This is a genomic window from Pseudomonas savastanoi (assembly GCF_020917325.1).
GTDB classification, from domain to species: domain Bacteria; phylum Pseudomonadota; class Gammaproteobacteria; order Pseudomonadales; family Pseudomonadaceae; genus Aquipseudomonas; species Aquipseudomonas amygdali.
Genome location: NZ_CP076652.1, coordinates 4,081,088 through 4,098,712 on the forward strand (window position 1 = coordinate 4,081,088; position 17,625 = coordinate 4,098,712).

16 protein-coding genes are annotated in these 17,625 nt (G+C 58.5%); 6 read left to right on the forward strand and 10 right to left on the reverse strand.

Features of this window, described 5'->3' with window-relative positions; genetic code table 11:
- Nucleotides 1-9: 9 nt before the first annotated feature.
- Nucleotides 10-651: a LysE family translocator gene (locus KP808_RS17195; RefSeq protein ID WP_058409604.1), complete on the reverse strand. Its 642-nt coding sequence runs from the start codon at nt 649-651 to the stop codon at nt 10-12.
- Nucleotides 652-657: 6 nt separating this feature from the next.
- Nucleotides 658-1,440: a YqcI/YcgG family protein gene (locus tag KP808_RS17200; RefSeq protein WP_230016556.1), complete on the reverse strand. Its 783-nt coding sequence runs from the start codon at nt 1,438-1,440 to the stop codon at nt 658-660.
- A gap of 151 nt (nt 1,441-1,591) precedes the next feature.
- On the opposite strand from KP808_RS17200, the gene KP808_RS17205 reads away from it, so the two are divergent.
- A complete protein-coding gene (locus tag KP808_RS17205; protein WP_002554373.1) occupies nt 1,592-2,518 on the forward strand; it encodes a LysR family transcriptional regulator in 927 nt (308 codons plus the stop codon).
- A 123-nt stretch (nt 2,519-2,641) separates the two neighbouring features.
- Here KP808_RS17205 and KP808_RS17210 read toward each other — a convergent pair whose 3' ends face one another.
- Genes KP808_RS17210 through KP808_RS17220 form a run of 3 tightly spaced genes read right to left on the reverse strand, consistent with a single transcriptional unit; the run spans nt 2,642 to nt 6,215 of the window.
- Entirely contained in the window at nt 2,642-3,799 is a 1,158-nt protein-coding gene (locus KP808_RS17210; protein WP_058399978.1) for a M20 aminoacylase family protein, read from the reverse strand.
- Between the two features lie 4 nt (nt 3,800-3,803).
- Nucleotides 3,804-5,321 (reverse strand): aldehyde dehydrogenase family protein, encoded by a 1,518-nt coding sequence (locus KP808_RS17215; protein WP_058399977.1) that lies wholly within the window; start codon nt 5,319-5,321, stop codon nt 3,804-3,806.
- Between the two features lie 3 nt (nt 5,322-5,324).
- A complete protein-coding gene (locus KP808_RS17220; RefSeq protein ID WP_004660684.1) occupies nt 5,325-6,215 on the reverse strand; it encodes an NAD(P)-dependent oxidoreductase in 891 nt (296 codons plus the stop codon).
- Between the two features lie 161 nt (nt 6,216-6,376).
- Between KP808_RS17220 and KP808_RS17225 the strand changes: the two genes are divergently transcribed.
- Both KP808_RS17225 and KP808_RS17230 read left to right on the forward strand, forming a co-directional pair.
- A complete protein-coding gene (locus KP808_RS17225) occupies nt 6,377-7,282 on the forward strand; it encodes a LysR family transcriptional regulator (protein ID WP_057403112.1) in 906 nt (301 codons plus the stop codon).
- Nucleotides 7,283-7,384: 102 nt separating this feature from the next.
- Nucleotides 7,385-8,620: a zinc-dependent alcohol dehydrogenase gene (locus tag KP808_RS17230; protein ID WP_057403113.1), complete on the forward strand. Its 1,236-nt coding sequence runs from the start codon at nt 7,385-7,387 to the stop codon at nt 8,618-8,620.
- A gap of 244 nt (nt 8,621-8,864) precedes the next feature.
- Here the strand turns inward: KP808_RS17230 and KP808_RS17235 are convergent, their stop codons facing one another.
- A complete protein-coding gene (locus KP808_RS17235) occupies nt 8,865-9,596 on the reverse strand; it encodes an aspartate/glutamate racemase family protein (protein ID WP_002554379.1) in 732 nt (243 codons plus the stop codon).
- 10 nt (nt 9,597-9,606) lie between these two features.
- Nucleotides 9,607-10,326 (reverse strand): GntR family transcriptional regulator, encoded by a 720-nt coding sequence (locus KP808_RS17240; protein ID WP_219169716.1) that lies wholly within the window; start codon nt 10,324-10,326, stop codon nt 9,607-9,609.
- Between the two features lie 344 nt (nt 10,327-10,670).
- On the opposite strand from KP808_RS17240, the gene KP808_RS17245 reads away from it, so the two are divergent.
- The 3 genes from KP808_RS17245 to KP808_RS17255 all read left to right on the forward strand — a co-directional run bounded on the left by KP808_RS17245 (nt 10,671) and on the right by KP808_RS17255 (nt 14,865).
- A complete protein-coding gene (locus KP808_RS17245; protein ID WP_058399974.1) occupies nt 10,671-12,122 on the forward strand; it encodes an NCS1 family nucleobase:cation symporter-1 in 1,452 nt (483 codons plus the stop codon).
- Nucleotides 12,123-12,455: 333 nt separating this feature from the next.
- Complete coding sequence (locus tag KP808_RS17250) at nt 12,456-14,528, forward strand: hybrid sensor histidine kinase/response regulator (RefSeq protein WP_230016557.1); 2,073 nt, start codon at nt 12,456-12,458, stop codon at nt 14,526-14,528.
- Between the two features lie 4 nt (nt 14,529-14,532).
- A complete protein-coding gene (locus KP808_RS17255) occupies nt 14,533-14,865 on the forward strand; it encodes a hypothetical protein (RefSeq protein ID WP_230018910.1) in 333 nt (110 codons plus the stop codon).
- A gap of 134 nt (nt 14,866-14,999) precedes the next feature.
- Here KP808_RS17255 and KP808_RS25970 read toward each other — a convergent pair whose 3' ends face one another.
- The 3 genes from KP808_RS25970 to KP808_RS17270 form a co-directional block, all read right to left on the reverse strand.
- Nucleotides 15,000-16,031, reverse strand: a complete 1,032-nt coding sequence (locus KP808_RS25970; RefSeq protein ID WP_058399972.1) for a methyl-accepting chemotaxis protein — start codon at nt 16,029-16,031, stop codon at nt 15,000-15,002.
- 255 nt (nt 16,032-16,286) lie between these two features.
- Entirely contained in the window at nt 16,287-16,601 is a 315-nt protein-coding gene (locus KP808_RS17265) for a hypothetical protein (protein WP_058399997.1), read from the reverse strand.
- 45 nt (nt 16,602-16,646) lie between these two features.
- On the reverse strand, nt 16,647-17,531 hold the full coding sequence (locus tag KP808_RS17270) for an alpha/beta fold hydrolase (RefSeq protein ID WP_230016558.1): 885 nt from the start codon (nt 17,529-17,531) through the stop codon (nt 16,647-16,649).
- Between the last annotated feature and the right edge of the window lie 94 nt (nt 17,532-17,625).

Here is a 17,625-nt window from a genome sequence, read left to right on the forward strand (position 1 = left end):
CGCAGGCGTTTACTGATTCAACAGTGTCGAGCCCGAATAGAATATCCCGCCCAGCGCGATCAGCAGCAAGGTTACGCTGGAGGCGACTTCGATCTTGCGCTTGTACTTCAAGGCCAGTTTCTGGCGCATCAGGAAGATATAGGCGAACAGGATCGACAGATCAATGATGATCCACAGCAACGACAACAAGGCGATGCTGCCCTTGAACGATTCGGTGACGTGAATGAACTGCGGAAAAAACGAGACGAAGAAGATGATGTCCTTCGGATTGGAAATCCCGACCAGAAAACCGGTCACCAGCCCGCTGTGCCTGCTACGCGCAGGCAACGGCGCTGGCGCTGCTTCAGGCGGCGTCGGGGCGTAACGCAACGCCTGTTCCAGCGCCTGCATAGACAGATAGGCGATGAAGAAACAGCCCACCAGGCTGATCCAGTTGAGCATGCTTACGCTCACCGACAGCGTTCCCGTCAGAATCAATGCCGCGACCAACACCAGCACCAGTGATGCCCAGTTGGTGCCCAACGCCGTCAGCATCGCGCGTTTCGGCCCGCACGCCAGGCTGGTATTGACGATCAGTGCCACCACCGGACCAGGGGTGATGATCAGCATGAAGACGCTGAACATGTAGATCAGCAGCAACGATATATCCATGGGTACTCAACGCTCGTTCAAATGGCCAGTCTTGTCGACTTTGATGTGCAGAGGACAACGGGACAGTGAAAGCCCGCCTTCTTCATACAGTTGGTATTGCTTCCATTCCAGGCTGCTACGGTCGCCGAAAAAACCCAGCGTGTCGGGTACCACGCCGTTGTTGTAATCGGCGATTCGCTGGCGAATCTTTTCCCTGACCTTGCGACCACTTTCCGTCTCGGCGCTTGCCACCTCGTCAAAGTTCTCCCGAGGGTTGACCACAAACACAATGTGCCCACCCAGCGAACGGCTTTTCATCGCGCTGTGACGGGGAAAGCTCATGTTGATGAACATCGGCAGTCCGGCGAAGTGATAGGTCCACTCGAACACTTCAGGGTCTGTGCAGGCTTTGGCCGGCCAGGGCGTTCGGTCACCGTCATGTAAATGCTGCAAGGTGGCCCAGGCATAGGCCTGCTCTTCGGCCAAAGTGTTGAAATCGGTTTTCTCGAAAATGACAATCAACGGGTTGAACAGGCGATCTTCAAGTGGCGTGTCATTAACGAACTTCACGTACTCTTCCATGCCGTCACGTAGCGCTTGTTGCTCATTCTCACAGGGGATGAACAGCAGCAGACAACTTCCTGACTTGTTGGCACGGCGTCCAAACAGACAAGGGAAGCCCTTGTCACTCAGCACCTGCTCGAACTGCCTGTAAGCCTGAACCCGCCAGCCCATTTCCAGGGCGGTGTCACTTTCCAGCAAATGTCTTACAACAGATTGGCGCAACAGCTTTTCGGACTTGGGCAGCATATTCCCTCACGCACGCAGCAGATAAGAACACCGCCTTATTGTTTGATTTTTACGACAGTGGACGAGCCGGCGATTCTGACCGGAGACGCGTGCGCGGAAAAATGGAAAAAGGTGTAACCTACTATGACAAATAATCATGGTTAGTTATCACATGACTGAACGTATACCGCCTCTTTACGCGCTGAGAGCCTTTGAAGTAGCGGCCCGATCATGCTCATTTACGCGTGCTGCGCAGGAGCTCTCTCTTACCCAGAGTGCCATCAGCCGCCATATTCGTACCCTGGAAGAAACCCTTGGCTGTCGATTGTTCGAGCGCAATGGCCCGCGGCTTTCGCTCAGTGACGAGGGCCGGCGGCTGTCCAGCCAGCTCAAGATCGGCTTCCGGATTATCGAGGACGCTTGCCAGCCCTTCCGGGGTCAGGGCGCGAATCTGCGCCTCAAATCACCGTCCACCCTGACCATGCGCTGGCTGCTACACGCGCTGGAGTCCTTCAAAAAGCCTGCACCCGCCCTGCCGGTGCAGCTCTCCAGCGTGTGGATGGATTTTGATAGCGTGGATTTCTATTCGGAGCCTTTCGACTGCGCGATTCTGCTGGGCAATGGCAACTTTGGTGCCGAGGTGGAAACCTGCAAGCTGTTCGATGAATGGCTGATTCCGATCTGCTCGGCAGACACGTTAGGCGACCAGCCGTGGGGAACAGAGAGGCTTCAGGCCGCTGAACTTATCCATCCATCCAGCGACCGCCGCGACTGGCGGCGCTGGCTGAGCCGGATGGACCTCTCTGGTCAGGTGACGTTGAGCAAAGGCAAGGTGTTCGACACGCTTGATCAGGGCATTACCGCTGCGGTCAGAGGGCACGGTGTGTCGATTGGCGATCTGTTTCTGGTCGCTGATGACTTGAACGAAGGCCAGGTTTTTCTGCCGTTCAACTCGGCGGTTGGCACCGGGGATGCCTATTACCTGGTCTGGCTGCAGGACAGCTTCAAGCGCCAGCGAGTACTGGAACTGCGCGACCACCTGCTGACCTGCCTGCCGGACATATCCGGTATTGCAGTGGAATTGCTCGCAGCACCTTGACGGAGTCCGCTCCCGGTGGGAGTGAGCTTGCTCACGAAGAGGCCGGTAAACCCCATAAAAAAGGGCGTCTGGACCACTGCCTTCGTGAGCAAGCTCACTCCTACGGCATATGTATGCGAGCCATCAACTCAGCGGCAAACACTGCTCCACCAGCGAGGTCCAGACCGCAACGCCAGGTTCGATGACCTGATCATTGAAGTCGTAGTACGGGTTGTGCAACGCCGCTGACGGTTTGTCGCCATCGACGCCCATCCAGATGTACGCACCCGGGCAGGCATGCAGCATGAAGGCGAAGTCTTCGGAGGCCATCGACGGGTTGCAGCCCCACTGCACGTTGTTCTCCCCCACCGCTGCGACCGCTGCGCGGCGGATCGTAGCAGCGGCATCGACGTGGTTTTCAGTCACCGGATACCCCACGTTGTAGACCAGTTCGCCACGCACCCCGAAGGCCGTCGGCAAACGCTCGACGAACTCGCCGATCAGTTGCTGAACCTTCTCGCGCACCGGCGTTTGCAGACAACGCACCGTGCCGCGCAAAACAGCGGTTTCCGGGATGACGTTGATCGCCTCACCGGCATTGAACTGAGTGATGCTGACCACCGCCGAGTCGAGCGGTGACAGGCGCCGGGAGACAATGGTTTGCAGCCCCAGCACCAGTTCGGCAGCCGCCACGATCGGGTCATTGCCCTTGTCAGGCATGGCCGCATGGCTGCCCTTGCCGGTCAGGGTGATTTCGAAGGTGTCCAGCGACGCCATCATCGGCCCCGGATTGATCACCACCTTGCCAGCAGGCACGCCCGGCCAGTTGTGCAGACCGTAGATCGCTTCCATAGGAAAGCGCTCGAACAGGCCGTCTTCGATCATCCGTTGCGCGCCGCCGAGGTTTTCCTCGGCAGGCTGAAAGACAAAATGCACCGTGCCGGCAAACCGGCGGGTTTCCGACAGGTGCCGGGCGGTGGCCAGCAGAATCGCCGTATGGCCATCGTGTCCGCAGGCGTGCATGCAACCCTTATGGGCCGACTTGTGCACGCTGTCGCCCAGCTCCTGAATCGGCAGGGCGTCCATGTCGGCGCGAATGCCGATAGTCGGGCCGTCGCCATTGCGCAGGGTGCCGACCACGCCAGTACCGCCCAGACCGCGGTGCACCTGAATGCCGAAGCTACTCAGCAGATCAGCCACCTTGTCCGAGGTTTTCAGCTCCTGAAACCCCAGCTCCGGCGCAGCGTGGATCGTGCGGCGCCAGACAGTTGCTTCGTCGATCAGTGTCTTTGAAATAGGCATGTACTTACTCCAGACTCGCGCCGTAGCCAAAACTGGCGGCAGGCTTGGCGGCGGTTTCGACCCAGACGCTTTTCACTTCGCTGTACTCGCGCAGTGCATCCAGACCGGAAGAACGGCCATAACCACTTTCACCATAGCCGCCAAACGGCGAGCTGACGTGGATAGTCTTGTAGCCGTTGACCCAGAAGGTCCCCGCTCGCACTTGCTTTGCAACGCGGTGAGCGCGCCCGACATCGCGGGTCCAGACACCACCGGCCAGACCGAAACGGCTGTCGTTGGCGATACGGATCGCGTCCTCTTCGTCCTTGAATGGAATCGCTACCACCACCGGGCCGAAGATTTCTTCCTGCGCACAATGCAGCTCGTTGGTGCCCGCCAGCACCGTCGGATTGACGTAGTAACCCGGCTTGTTCGGGATAGGATCGGCCTGCTCGCCAACCAGCCTTGCGCCGTCTTTCAATGCACGCTCGACCATGCTCTTCACATGGTTGTACTGCTTGGCATTGTTGATCGGGCCAATCTGGGTGTCCGGGTCGCCGGGGTCGCCGACCTTGAACTGAGTTGCCGCCACCGCTAGCGCTTTGGTGAACTTCTCGAAAATCGATTCCTGCACCAACAGCCGTGAGCCGGAGACACAACTTTGCCCGGCACCGGAGAAAATCGCCGCCTGAGCACCACGCAAAGCCACTTCCAGATCAGCATCGTCGAACACGATGTTGGCTGACTTGCCGCCCAGTTCCAGCACCGCAGGAATGCAACGCTGCGCCGCAGCCACGGCGATATGGCGACCGGTCGCTGGCGAGCCGACGAACACCACCTTGCGAATGTCAGCCTTGGCAATGAACGCCTGGCCGATGGAATGACCGAAACCGGCAATCACGTTGACCAGCCCTTTCGGTACGCCCGCGCGCTCGATCAGCACACCGACCATCAGCGAGCTGAGCGGCGTCAGTTCCGACGGTTTGAGGATGACTGCGTTACCCGCCGCAATCGCCGGGGCGATCTGCCAGCCGCAGGTGAAGATCGGCGCGTTCCACGGGGTGATCTGCAACACCGTGCCCAGCGGTTCGTAGGTCACGTAGTTAAGGTGTGTGGTCGGCACCGGGATGATTTCGCCATGCAGCTTGTCTGCCCAGCCGGCGTAATACTCGAACATCTCGGCAACCTTGAGCACTTCGACGCGGGCATCGCGGATCGGCTTGTTGGCGGTCAGGGATTCGATCTGCGCGAGGTTTTCCAGCTCTTCGCGAATCAGATTGCCCACCTGGTACATCGCGCGACCCCGCGCCTGAGCGGTCAGCGCCCACCATTGCTGCTGCGCAGCCTTGGCGGCCTTGTCGGCGACATCGACCAACGACTCGTCGGCGTCCGGAAAACTCAGCAGCAGGCTGTCGTCATGGGCATTGCGCACTTCAACCGGCGCGCCGTGGCCTTCAATGAACTGGCCGCCGACGTAGCTGGCAATGACACTGCGATCGCCCCAGTAAGGACGCATCAGTTCAAGAATTTTTGCAGTGCTCATCGCTTATTCTCCATGACCGTAAAGTTTGCCATCGGTGCGTTGCACGATGGCGCAGAAGTCTTCGTTGTCCGCCAGGGTTTCACTGCTGGCCTGCCACAATTGCGCGACGACGCGCGACAGCGGCAGGTCCATGTCGAGGCTGTCCGCCAGATCGCTGGCCAGGCCGACGTCCTTGCGCATCAGGCCCATGGTGAAACCCGAGTCATAGGCCTTGTTGAGTACCCAGGTCGGGAACATCACTTGCGTGGCACCGCTGCGTCCAGAACCGGCATTCAGGCCCTGCAGAAGTTTTTCCGGATCGACACCTGCACGCGCGGCCATCGCCACGGCTTCGGCAGTGCTGATCAGGTGGCAGGCGGCGAGCATGTTGTTGGCGATCTTGGCCACATTGCCTGCGCCGCACTGGCCGACGTGCACGCGTGTGCCGCTCATTCCTTCCAAAATCGGCATGGCGCGCGCAAGATCGGCATCTTCAGCGCCGATGACCATCGACATGGTGCCGGTAGCTGCGCCTTTCGGGCCGCCCGAGACAGGTGCATCGATAAAGGCAATGCCGGTTTTGGCCAGTTCGGCGGCGACCTTACGGCTCATTTCCGGTGTTGATGTGGTGGTATCGACCACGATCAAGCCCTTGCGACCGAACTCGCTGATACCGCCCGCACCAAGGCACACCGACTCCACATGCTCGGCCTTGGGCAGCGACAGGATCAGAATATCCACGCCTTGAATCAGTTGTTTGCGGTCGGCAACCGGCTTGACGCCTTTGCTTTCAGCCTGGGCCAGCGCAGCCTGCGACAGGTCGAAGCCGCTGACATCAAAGCCCTTGCCCGCCAGCGTGGCAGCCATGCCGCCGCCCATGTTGCCCAATCCGATCACACCTGCTTTCAAAGTCATGTCTGCATCCCGATCAAAGATTTTGTACGAATTAGAGGATGACGCTGCGGGCCCCTTCGGCCTGCAATGTGCTGATGATTCGAGTATGGACAGCGCTCTCCCCTCTCAGCAATAATCCAAAAATCGAATTTATGTTGCCTTTAGCGCAACACTGGAAGCCCATGAGCCTCGTTCAAGATCGACGCATCCTGTATTTTTTCGAAGCCGTGCGGCTGGGCAGCGTCCGGGCTGCTGCCGACTTCCTCAACGTTGCGCCTTCGGCGGTCAGCCGTCAGATCGCGCAACTGGAACAGGAGCTGGGCTCTCCCCTGCTGGAGCGTCATCGTCGAGGGGTGAAACCTACCGAAGCAGGCGACAAGGTGCTGGCCTATTACCGCCAGCGGCTGACGCAGCAGGAGGTCTTGCTGGACTCGATCCAGGCGCTGAAGGGCCTGCACAGCGGCTCGGTGACACTGGTGTCCGGAGAAGGTTTTCTTGAAAGCCTTGCGCAGCCGCTGGCCCGGTTTTCCGAGCTATACCCGCGCATCGAACTGCTCGTGAACGTTTGTGGCAGCAACGAGGTGATTCGCCAGGTGGTGGAGGACGAAGCGCATATCGGCCTGGTCTTCAACCCCGCTGCCGACCCGAAAATCCGCTCTCACGCCCATCAGCGCAAGCCAGTGTGCGTGATCACCGCACCCGATCATCCGCTGACGCAAGAGCAGGCTCCGATAGAGCTGCGGGCACTGGAACACTACCGTGTCGCGCTGCCCGCGGTGTCTTACGGCATTCGCCAGATCCTTCTGCAAGCCGAACATCAGCTGGGTGTCACAGTGCAACCGACCCTGACCTGCAGCACCTTCGCCATGCTCAAGCATTTCGCCATGCAGGGTGGCGTCACGCTGCTGCCGACCTTCGTTGTAGAGGAAGAGATAAAGGCCGGAAAACTGCGCGCCCTGCCCTTGCAGCATGAGGTGTTCAGCAGCCCGCAGACGCATTTGATCAGCCGTCTGGGTCGCCAGCTCAGCGTCGGTGCCAACCGCCTGATGGGCATGCTGTTGCAGGACATGACGGCGTTTCGCAATTGACCTACCGTTAGTCCCGCATCGACCAATCGCGCTGAACCAACAAAATCCTCATGGTTCATCTTCAGTACGGATCAGAACTTCTGCTGCCATCGAGGATTAATCATGAGAGCTTTGACTTACCACGGCGCGAACAGTGTGAAGGTCGACACAGTGCCGGACCCGGAAATACAAGAAGCCGACGACATCATTCTGAAAGTTACTGCGACCGCAATCTGCGGCTCTGATCTGCACCTGTATCGCGGCAAGATACCCACGGTGGAACACGGCGACATATTCGGCCATGAGTTCATGGGCATTGTCGAAGAGACTGGCCCGGCGGTTACTGCTGTGCAGAAAGGTGATCGCGTAGTGATCCCTTTTGTGATTGCTTGCGGCAGCTGCTTTTTCTGCAACATCGACCTGTTCGCAGCCTGTGAAACCACCAACACCGGGCGTGGCGCGATCATCAACAAAAAGTCCATTCCGCCAGGGGCAGCACTGTTCGGCTTCAGTCATCTGTATGGCGGTATTCCCGGCGGCCAGGCTGAGTACGTGCGTGTGCCAAAGGCCAATGTCGGCCCGTTCAAAGTGCCTGGCACACTGGCTGACGAGAAGGTTCTGTTCCTTTCCGACATTTTGCCCACAGCCTGGCAGGCGGTAACCAATGCGGGAATCGGCCAGGGCTCAAGCGTTGCCATCTATGGCGCTGGCCCGGTGGGCCTGATGAGCGCCGCATGCGCGAGAATGCTCGGTGCCGAGAAGATATTCATGGTCGATCACCACCCGTATCGCCTGGCCTACGCGCAGAAAACCTATGGTGTGATCCCGATCAATTTCGATGACGACGATGACCCGGCCGACACCATCATCCGTCAGACAACTGGCATGCGCGGCGTGGACGGTGTGGTGGATGCAGTCGGTTTCGAAGCCAAGGGCAGCACCACCGAAACCATTCTGGCCACGCTGAAGCTGGAAGGCAGCAGCGGCAAGGCATTGCGTCAGTGCATCGCGGCGGTAAGGCGTGGCGGCGTGGTGAGCGTACCGGGCGTTTACGCAGGGTTTATCCACGGCTTCATGTTCGGCGATGCGTTCGACAAGGGCCTGACGTTCAAGATGGGCCAGACCCATGTCCATCGCTTCATGCCTGAACTGCTTGAGCACATCGAAGCCGGACGACTTGAACCCGAAGCCATCATCACCCACCGCATGTCGCTGGAAGATGCCGCGAAGGGTTACAAGCTGTTCGACAAGAAGGAAGAGGATTGCCGCAAGGTGATTCTGACTCCGGGTAACAACACCATTGTGCTTCCGGATACTGAAACCGAAGCGCTGGTTGCGGGGGGTGTGCCGGCCATGTGAGGCGCCTCCTTGGTGCGCAAGATCGGACGCAGAGCGTCCAGAAGTGCGCTACCACGCGGAGCGTGGGAGCGATCCCCACACGCTCCGTCGCTAGAGAACGCGGAGCGTCCAGAAGACAGTGGTCGTTGAGACTATCGTTCTCTACGCTCCAGCGTGGGAATGCCGTTCTGGACGCTCTGCGTCCGATCTTTGTGCCGCGGAGCATCACCCAAAGCGTGTGTCAGTGCATTTGCGAACGCACATTTTATCGGCTCAGGTAGGCAAATCGTCCTTTAAACGGTTTGCCGATGGGGTCGGCAAGGTCGCCGTGCTTGCTGGTACTCAGCCCAAGGTCCACCAGCGACTCTGCCAGTTTCACCGCCGCCGCCACGCCGTCGATCACCGGCAGACCAATCGCTTCACTCAATTGCCTGCCCAAATCCGCCATCCCGCCGCAGCCCAGTACAATGGCACCTGCCCCCTCTTCATCGCGCGCACGCCGAGCCTGTTCGGCCATGCACTCGATCAGTTCGGGCCCGCTCTCTTCCAGCGCCAGTACGGGTAGATCGATACAACGTACCGAGGTGCACAGTTCGCTGAAGCCATAGCGCTGCAACAGGTGCTCGGCGATGATCCGCGTTCGGGTCAGCGTGGTGACCACTGCGAAGCGGGTGGAAATCAGACTGGCCATATGGAAAGCCGCTTCGGCAATGCCGATAACAGGTGCGCTGGCGTACTCGCGGGCTGCCAGCAGGCCAGGATCGCCGAAACAGGCGATGATGTGCGCGTCGACCTGTTGCTCACGGCCTTTGCGTATCTCTTCCAGCACGCCAAGGGTCGCTATCGCTTCGTCAAAATGGCCTTCGATAGACACCGGGCCATCATCGGGGCTGCACGCAAGAATCTGCGTACCGGGGCGCGCAATGGCTTGCGCCGCGAGGCCAATCTTGTGGGTCATGGCTTCGCTGGTGTTGGGGTTGATTACTTGAATACGCACCGGAACTCCTTCAGCGCCGTTTAAAAATGCTATGAAAATCCACTGTCTCGCTCACCGGTGCATCTACCTTGAGGCTGGCGCGGATAAGGCGCAGATGCTCAGCCATCCACTCGCGGGCCTGCTCACCCTGCCCGGCTTCGAGCAAGGTCAGCAAGTCAACGTGCTGACCACAATCACAGCCAACGCTGCGCCGCGAACCGTACACCGCCACGATCAGCGATGAACGCGTAGTGAGCTGTGCGACTTGCTCGGTCAATACCTGATTGCCCGCCAGCGCGCTCAACTGCACATGAAAGCGCGCCGACAGCTGAATAGCTTCGCTGTGACGCCCGGCGTGTTGCGCCTCATGTTCCTGGTCACAGAGCGTACGCAGTGATTCCAGACGCTGGCCGCCTACCCGTGCGGCGATATCGGCCATCAGCGCGGGTTCGATCAACTGTCTGGCACCCAGTACATCCTGCGCTTCCTGCGCCGACGGTTGCGCGACCTCTGCGCCGCGCTTGGGACGCAAGGTCACCAGCCGTTCCAGGGCCAGACGCTGCAAGACCTTGCGAATGCCGGTCCGGCTGATCTCGAACACTTCAGCCAATGCGTCCTCGGGCAAACGCGTGCCTGGCGCAAGCCGGTGCTCGACGATTGCTTCCAGTACGTGCTGATAAATTTGCTCGTCGCGGCCTTTTTCATCGGCAGCGGGCGTCAGGAACAAGGGAGCGCTGGCAGGTCGAGTCATGGTTTCAGATCACTTTTTCGGTACAGATCGTATACAGGAATAGTGCCCGATGTACCACTTGATGAATAGCGCTATCTAAGCCGCCAAGCAACGCCTATGGGCTGGGCAGCCTGCAAAATCGCACCGAAAATGGGCCATTGCGCTCCGTTAGTGTGCGCTTTAAACGCTATGACGGACGTGCCCACTGTGCTGACTTTTCTGGGCTGGAACGCCAGCTGGCATAGCGCGCATTGACTTTTTGCCTATGAAAAAACGTATGGCACATCTTTTGCGTACACGATCGTATACAAAAATATCATCGATCGTACCCCGATCCCGCCACGATCCATCGAGGGAGTAACGCTATGACAGACCAACGCCCGGCCGGATACAGCCCGCGCCTGCACAACCATGATCTGGGGCCGGTGCCGCAGAAGTGGACCTGGTACAACATTCTGGCGTTCTGGATGAGCGACGTGCACAGCGTCGGCGGCTACGTTTTCGCGGCCAGTCTGTTCGCTCTGGGCCTGGCCAGTTGGCAAGTGCTGATCGCGCTGCTGGTGGGGATATGCATCATTCAAGTGATTGCCAATCTGGTCGCCAAACCCAGCCAGCAAGCCGCCGTGCCCTACCCGGTCATCTGCCGCCTGGCCTTCGGCGTTTTCGGTGCCAACATTCCTGCAATCATCCGCGGGCTGATTGCAGTGGCGTGGTATGGCATTCAAACCTATCTGGCGTCCAGCGCACTGGTGATCGTGGTTCTGCGCTTCTTCCCGGAACTGGCTGCGTATCAGAACGTGACCTTTCTCGGGCTGTCGTGGCTTGGCTGGTTCGGCTTTCTGGCGTTGTGGGTGGTTCAGGCTGCTGTGTTCTGGACCGGCATGGAGTCGATCAGACGTTTCATCGACTGGGCCGGTCCTGCCGTTTATGCGGTGATGTTCGCGCTGGCAGGCTGGATTGTCTGGCGCGCCGGCTGGGATAACATCAGTTTCACCCTGGCTGAAAAAGAGTTATCCGGCTGGGCGGCGTTCGGGCAAGTGGTCATGGCCATCGCGCTGGTGGTCTCATACTTCTCCGGCCCGACCCTGAACTTCGGTGATTTCAGCCGCTATTGCCGCAGCATGGCTGACGTGCGCCGCGGCAATTTCTGGGGTTTGCCAGTGAATTTTCTGGCGTTCTCACTGGTGACGGTGGTGATTGTGTCGGGCACGCTGCCGATTTTCGGTGAAATGATCCACGACCCTATTGCCACCGTAGCGCGTATCGATAACACCACCGCCGTGCTGCTCGGCGCATTTACTTTCGTGACCGCCACTGTCGGCATCAACATCGTCGCCAACTTCGTTTCCCCGGCCTTCGACTTTGCCAACGTCGCCCCCAGCCGCATCAGCTGGCGTGCAGGCGGCATGATTGCTGCCGTGGCGTCGATCTTCATCACACCCTGGAACCTGTTCAACAACCCTGAAGTGATTCATTACACCCTGGACGTGCTTGCGGCCTGCATCGGTCCACTGTTCGGCATCCTGCTGGTGGATTACTACCTGATAAAGAAGCAGCAGATTGATGTCGACGCCCTGTTCAATGACACGCCAAGCGGTCGCTACTGGTACACCAATGGCGTGAACTGGATCGCGGTCAAAGCGCTAGTGCTGACGGCGCTGGTCGGTCTGTGCTTTACCTTTATCGAGTGGTTCAAGCCCATTGCCAACTTTGCCTGGTTCACCGGTTGCATCCTGGGTGGCGCACTGTTTTATGCGATGACCCGCTGGTCTCCGGCGCAGGCTGCCAACCTGCCTGCGCCTGTCGGCCAGAACTGAGAACTGCCGAGGCGCTGGGCACCTGACCGGGACCAGCGCCTGCACGTTGCACAAAGACCCCTCCCCTCGTGATATCAGTGCTTTCAGCTGGCTCGGCAAGCCCGGCATGGGCTGAAAGCACGGCCCCGCGCGTGCCCCATAGAAAACAGTACACCTATCAAATGATATTAATTTAATATCACTTCCAGACCAAAACCATAGAATGATCAGGTGTCACTGATCGCCTGTAAGGCCTGAGGCACAAAATAGAATAAAATTTGTACAACTTTCAGGCTGCTGCGCTGCCCTATGACTGAGTCTTTGTGAACCAGGCGTTCAAGTGGGTCGATAGTAATGAGCAATGATGTTTCCGGCGGCATGCCATTCGCCCCCCAGCCACTCCGTCCATCGGCGCAGGAAGCCGCCGAGCGGCTGCAACTCGCCCTGGATTCAGGCGCAGTGGTGGGCACCTGGGTGTGGGACGTCGTTGCTGATCGACTGACGGGCGATGAGCGGTTTGCCAGGACATTCGGCCTGTGCCCCAAGCTGTGTGCCAAAGGGCTGCCGCTTGAGCTGGTGACCGCGTCCATTCACCCCGACGACTCGCTCAGGGTCGACAAGGCTATCGAAGAGGCACTGCTCGGCGGCGATACCTACCGATGCGAATACCGGGTTCGACACCAGGACGGCATTTATCGCTGGGTTGAAGCCAGCGGAAAAATTGAACGCGACAGTCACGGCAAGCCCGTTCGCAGCCCAGGCGTAGTGCTTGATATCGACAGCAGGCGTGGCGCTGAAGCCGAGCGCGACCGGCTGAACGAGTTGCTCAAGATATTCACGGCAGCCGTGCCAGGCGTTGTCTACGCCAAGGACCTGGAAGGCCGAATGCTGGTTGCCAACCGAGGCACCGCTGAATTGATCGGCAAGCCGCCAGACTTCTTCATCGGCAAGACCGACATGGATTTTCTGGATGACAAGGAGCAGGCGCGGATCCTGATGGAAACCGACCACCGGATCATGCAGAGCAACGCCGCCGAACAGATCGAAGAACGGGTCAATCTGGCTGATGGCTCAGCAGCGGTATGGCTGTCCACCAAAGCCCCCCTGCTCAATGGCAGCGGCGAAGTCATCGGCCTGATCGGCTCCTCCATTGATGTAACGGCAAGAAAAACAGCCGAAGAAGCCGTCAAGGAGCTCAACCAGACACTGGAACAACGCATCGAACAAGCCGTTTTCGAACGTGAGCAGATTGAGGATGCCCTGCGCCACTCACAGAAGATGGAGGCCGTCGGGCAACTGACAGGCGGCATCGCACATGACTTCAACAACCTGCTGGCTGGCATTTCCGGCAGTCTTGAGCTGATCACCAAACGACTGGCCCAAGGCCGTGTCGGCGATGTAGACCGGTATGTGTCGGTCGCTCAGGGCGCGGTACGGCGTGCGGCTTCGCTGACTCACCGACTGCTGGCGTTTTCACGACGCCAGAACCTGTCCCCGAGAGTCACCAACGTCAACGTGTTGATTCAGGACATGGAAGAGCTTATTGCACGCACAGTCGGCCCGGAAATAGATATAAAAGTCGTTGCCCACGATGACTTGTGGCCTGCGCTGATCGATCATGCCCAGCTGGAAAGTTCGTTATTGAACCTGTGCCTGAACGCCCGTGACGCAATGCCCAATGGCGGGCGCATCATCATCGAAACAGCCAATGCGTCCATTGAAGAATGCACCGACCCGGACCATGGCATTCCTGCCGGCGAGCACCTGAGCATCCGCGTCACAGACACTGGCATGGGTATGAGCCCGGACACCGTCGCCAAGGCGTTTGAACCGTTCTTCACCACCAAACCTATTGGTGCCGGGACCGGCCTGGGCCTGTCGATGGTCTACGGTTTTGTGCGCCAGTCCGGCGGTCAGATACGGGTCGAGTCGGTTGAAGGCCAGGGCACCAGCGTGGTCATGCACCTGCCACGCCATATTGCTGAAAACGCTCCACGCGCTGCCGAGCCCGAAATAACCGAAGAGCCAGCGCACCACACCGGCGAGACCGTTCTGATCGTTGATGACGAGCCCTCGGTCAGAATGCTTGTCGCCGAAGTGATCACCGGCCTGGGCTACAACTGCCTGGAAGCAGGCGACGCCCAGTCGGGCTTGCAGATCCTGCAGTCAGATACCCGCATCGACCTGCTCATCAGTGACATCGGTTTGCCGGGCGGCATGAACGGCCGGGAAATGGCCGACGCTGCGGGTGACTGCCGGCCGGGTCTGCCGACACTGTTCATCACCGGCTACGCCAAGACTTCAGTGCTGGACGACTGCCACCTGCGGCCGTGCACACAAGTGCTGACCAAGCCGTTCGGGCTGGATACGCTCGCCGGGCGAGTGACGGGCCTGATCGGCGCGGATGCTGCCGCTCGCGGCTATTGATAGCGTGCACCCTACGACACCCGATGGCCGGTATTTTGTGGTCAAGGGACAGCTCTGGCGATGTTCCAATCCGCCCCTGAGCGAAGAGGTTCGTCAGCGACGCGTGGATGAGTTGATGGCTGCCCGGCGCAAGGTCAAGGCAGCCAAGGCGTGCACGGATACAGATGCACTGAAAGCCGCCCGGGCCGGGGTTCACCAGGCCAAGGTTGCGCTTGGCGAGCGCGGCGACGTCTGGTGGACTGACGGGGCCAGGGATTTCAATCGGTGCAAGGTGGAAAACACACCCTATGCGCAGTGGTATCTTGAGTTGAATGACCCAGCAGCCCTCAAGCTGTGACCGCATGGACAGTCCGTTGTCTGGTCATTTAAGTGCCCTGGGGCATCCACGCTTATTGCCACCCAGCCGCCTATCGCGGCCATGAGCCGTCTGTCAAAGCGCAACAGCACCTCAACAGACTAACCTGCTGGCCCTTAAGGCAACTGCTGTTCAATCACCCCCAGCCACCCCATACCGGGATAAGTCTCAAAGCCCGGGGTCATTGAATAGCCTTGAATGCTGTTGTTGGGCAGTGTGCTGTAGCCGGTGGCCTGTCCCGCTCTGGTCTGCAAATCGATACTGTGGCCCAACGGGCTTTGGGTGTCGGAACTGGCAATTATCCTGTGGCTGGCATCGACCATCATCACTCGGGTACGGGTGCGCTCTTCATCACTCAGACGCACGCCATTGATCACCGAGTCCGACTGATTCTTCCAGTCAAAGAAAATCCCGATGACGCCGATCACAGGCGAGTGTTTGCCAGCGTTACTGCGCACGGCTGCACTGAACGCACAGGTTTGTGAGCCGTTGAGCAAGGGCTCTACAGCGACTTCACCGGCAAAGTATTGATCGCCCGATGAGTGCCGCACCGCCTGCTTGAACCAGGTCGCATCATTTACATTCGCGCCGATAACCTTGCCGAAGGTATCGGGCCGACCGGACGCAATCACGCAGCCGGTTGTATCGGCAACCCAGATGTCCAGGTACACCGTATAACTGTCCAGAATGACGCCGAGGCGCTCACTGGAGTGAGCGCGATTCTGCGCAGTTGGGGTCATCAGTACATCAACCAGCGATGCATCGGTCGCCCACCAGCGAACATCGCACGTGCGCTCGTACAAATTGCGATCAATGATTTCGATCAGGTTCAGCGCGAGGTCTGCCAGCCGCTGACCTCGTACATCAAAACACATGCCCTTACCAAGTTCGGTCAGTTCATTGACCGATGCTTGCAGGTCTTGAGTCAGACCGCTGGCAATTTTTGATATCTGCTCGGAGATATTCTTCACCTCCTCGGCCACCACTGCAAAACCCCGACCGGCTTTCCCTGCATGCGCCGCTTCGATCAGCGCGTTTATTGCCAGCAATCGAGTCTGGCGGGTAATCAGTTGTATATCGCTGACACCACGAGTCGCCAGCGATTCCACTTCACGGGACAGGGTCACAATTCGTTCGGGTTCGATCATTTTCTTTCTGCTTCAATGAGTTACCGTAGGCGGCAGCCATCGCACGATCGTCGTGCAAAAACAGAGGGAAAGAAGTTGTCACTCTCAAGGGCGCGGAAGTCTGGGCTTCCTGTTTTTATCGACTGATGTCGCAATGCCCTCAACCCCGCTAATGTAGTTTTGAAGGTCGACAATCTGCAAGCATTGCGCGCGGAACGTTTGCACTACAGATTTCAGGAACATGTGTGCGGGGGGCTTCGGGCTGAGTGCAGGCGCTCAGCTGTTGACGCTTTCTAGCTGAAACCTCGTTGCTTGCAATGCAGCCTCGCCCACGTCGGTAAGACCGAAAATAATATGCTGCACATAGGGAAACGAAGCGTCGCAGGGCAATACGGCACCTGAAATCAAAAGGCCTTCTTTCACGAGATGATCAATCATCTCCATGAACTCCCCTATTGCCGGAACCGCTGGCTGGAGACGAATCAAATTCAGGTAAAGCTGACCAGACGTCATCTTTCCAGGGCGGAAAAAATGGGCGTTGTTAACGATTTCCAGCACGGCCAACTCATCGGAAAAATGATGATTACTCACAGTGACCTCCCGCTTGCGCAACCATGGCCCGCCTCTCCAGCCAGGTCAGGGTTCAATCGGCGTTGGCAAGTGACTACCCGGCTTCAGAAACTCCATCACTTCAGCAGTAACGGAGGGATGATCAATCAGTCGGTTATGACCCAGCCCTTCCGTGGTGAAGAAACGCGCTCCGGGCCATAGTTTTGCGAACCGGGCACCGTTTTCCCAAGGGACTTCACGATCGTGGCGGTCGTGAACAATAAGCGCCGGGCGGTCGAGCAGATGTAGTCGCAGAGAAGCGTCGTAGTCCGCGAAACGCTCGCCCGTCAGAGCATGTATGTCTGCCTCAAAGGGAACGAATACCTTGTGTGCAACACCGACGCTATCAAACTGTTGAAATACGCTCTGGGCTGGCACTAGATACGGTGCAATCAACACAAAGCGCTCGGGACGCCATTGCTCATCCTGAGCAAATACGGTTGACGAGGCCCCCATCGAATGGCCAATCACGGCCGCTGGTTTTCCAAAATGGCGGCCGACGTGCCGAAGCACTTTCACGAACTGCGTCATGTGGCTGATATCGCCAGCGCTCAATCCATGAGCAGGCTGATCAAAACCAACCACCGCATAGCCCATCGATCGTAACAACGGCACCCAGCCGACAAAACGCATCGCGTAGCTCGACCATCCATGGGAGAACAACACATAAGGTTGACTGGAAGGATCTCCCCACACGTAGGTGCAGATCTTGATCCCGTTCAGTTCCAGAGTGCCCGTTTGCACATCCGCCGATGCGCTGAGCGCAGCGGCAGCTTTGGCACGTCCGGCGGCGTGGGGTGTCACGAAACGTCGGGCAAGGTATCTTCCGGTGGGGCCCGGTAGAACACGGCTGGCAAGCATGAAGGTGCCACGCAGCGTCAATAATCGAAGCCTGTTGGTAAGTTTGCTCATCGGTATTCTCCGCGCCAGCCATAAGACCTGACGCAATTAGAGCAGCCTATCTTGTCAGTGACAAGATAGGCTGTACGATGGCGGTATAACTTTT

Bases quoted from the DNA above. Each gene is read 5' to 3' on its own strand.
- KP808_RS17225 (WP_057403112.1), top strand. From the start codon at position 6,377: ATGAGCCTCGTTCAAGATCGACGCATCCTGTATTTTTTCGAAGCCGTG.
- KP808_RS17270 (WP_230016558.1), bottom strand. From the start codon at position 17,531: ATGAGCAAACTTACCAACAGGCTTCGATTATTGACGCTGCGTGGCACC.
- KP808_RS17205 (WP_002554373.1), top strand. From the start codon at position 1,592: ATGACTGAACGTATACCGCCTCTTTACGCGCTGAGAGCCTTTGAAGTA.
- KP808_RS17230 (WP_057403113.1), top strand. From the start codon at position 7,385: ATGAGAGCTTTGACTTACCACGGCGCGAACAGTGTGAAGGTCGACACA.
- KP808_RS17240 (WP_219169716.1), bottom strand. From the start codon at position 10,326: ATGACTCGACCTGCCAGCGCTCCCTTGTTCCTGACGCCCGCTGCCGAT.
- KP808_RS17200 (WP_230016556.1), bottom strand. From the start codon at position 1,440: ATGCTGCCCAAGTCCGAAAAGCTGTTGCGCCAATCTGTTGTAAGACAT.
- KP808_RS17215 (WP_058399977.1), bottom strand. From the start codon at position 5,321: ATGAGCACTGCAAAAATTCTTGAACTGATGCGTCCTTACTGGGGCGAT.
- KP808_RS17195 (WP_058409604.1), bottom strand. From the start codon at position 651: ATGGATATATCGTTGCTGCTGATCTACATGTTCAGCGTCTTCATGCTG.
- KP808_RS25970 (WP_058399972.1), bottom strand. From the start codon at position 16,031: ATGATCGAACCCGAACGAATTGTGACCCTGTCCCGTGAAGTGGAATCG.
- KP808_RS17245 (WP_058399974.1), top strand. From the start codon at position 10,671: ATGACAGACCAACGCCCGGCCGGATACAGCCCGCGCCTGCACAACCAT.
- KP808_RS17220 (WP_004660684.1), bottom strand. From the start codon at position 6,215: ATGACTTTGAAAGCAGGTGTGATCGGATTGGGCAACATGGGCGGCGGC.
- KP808_RS17210 (WP_058399978.1), bottom strand. From the start codon at position 3,799: ATGCCTATTTCAAAGACACTGATCGACGAAGCAACTGTCTGGCGCCGC.
- KP808_RS17250 (WP_230016557.1), top strand. From the start codon at position 12,456: ATGAGCAATGATGTTTCCGGCGGCATGCCATTCGCCCCCCAGCCACTC.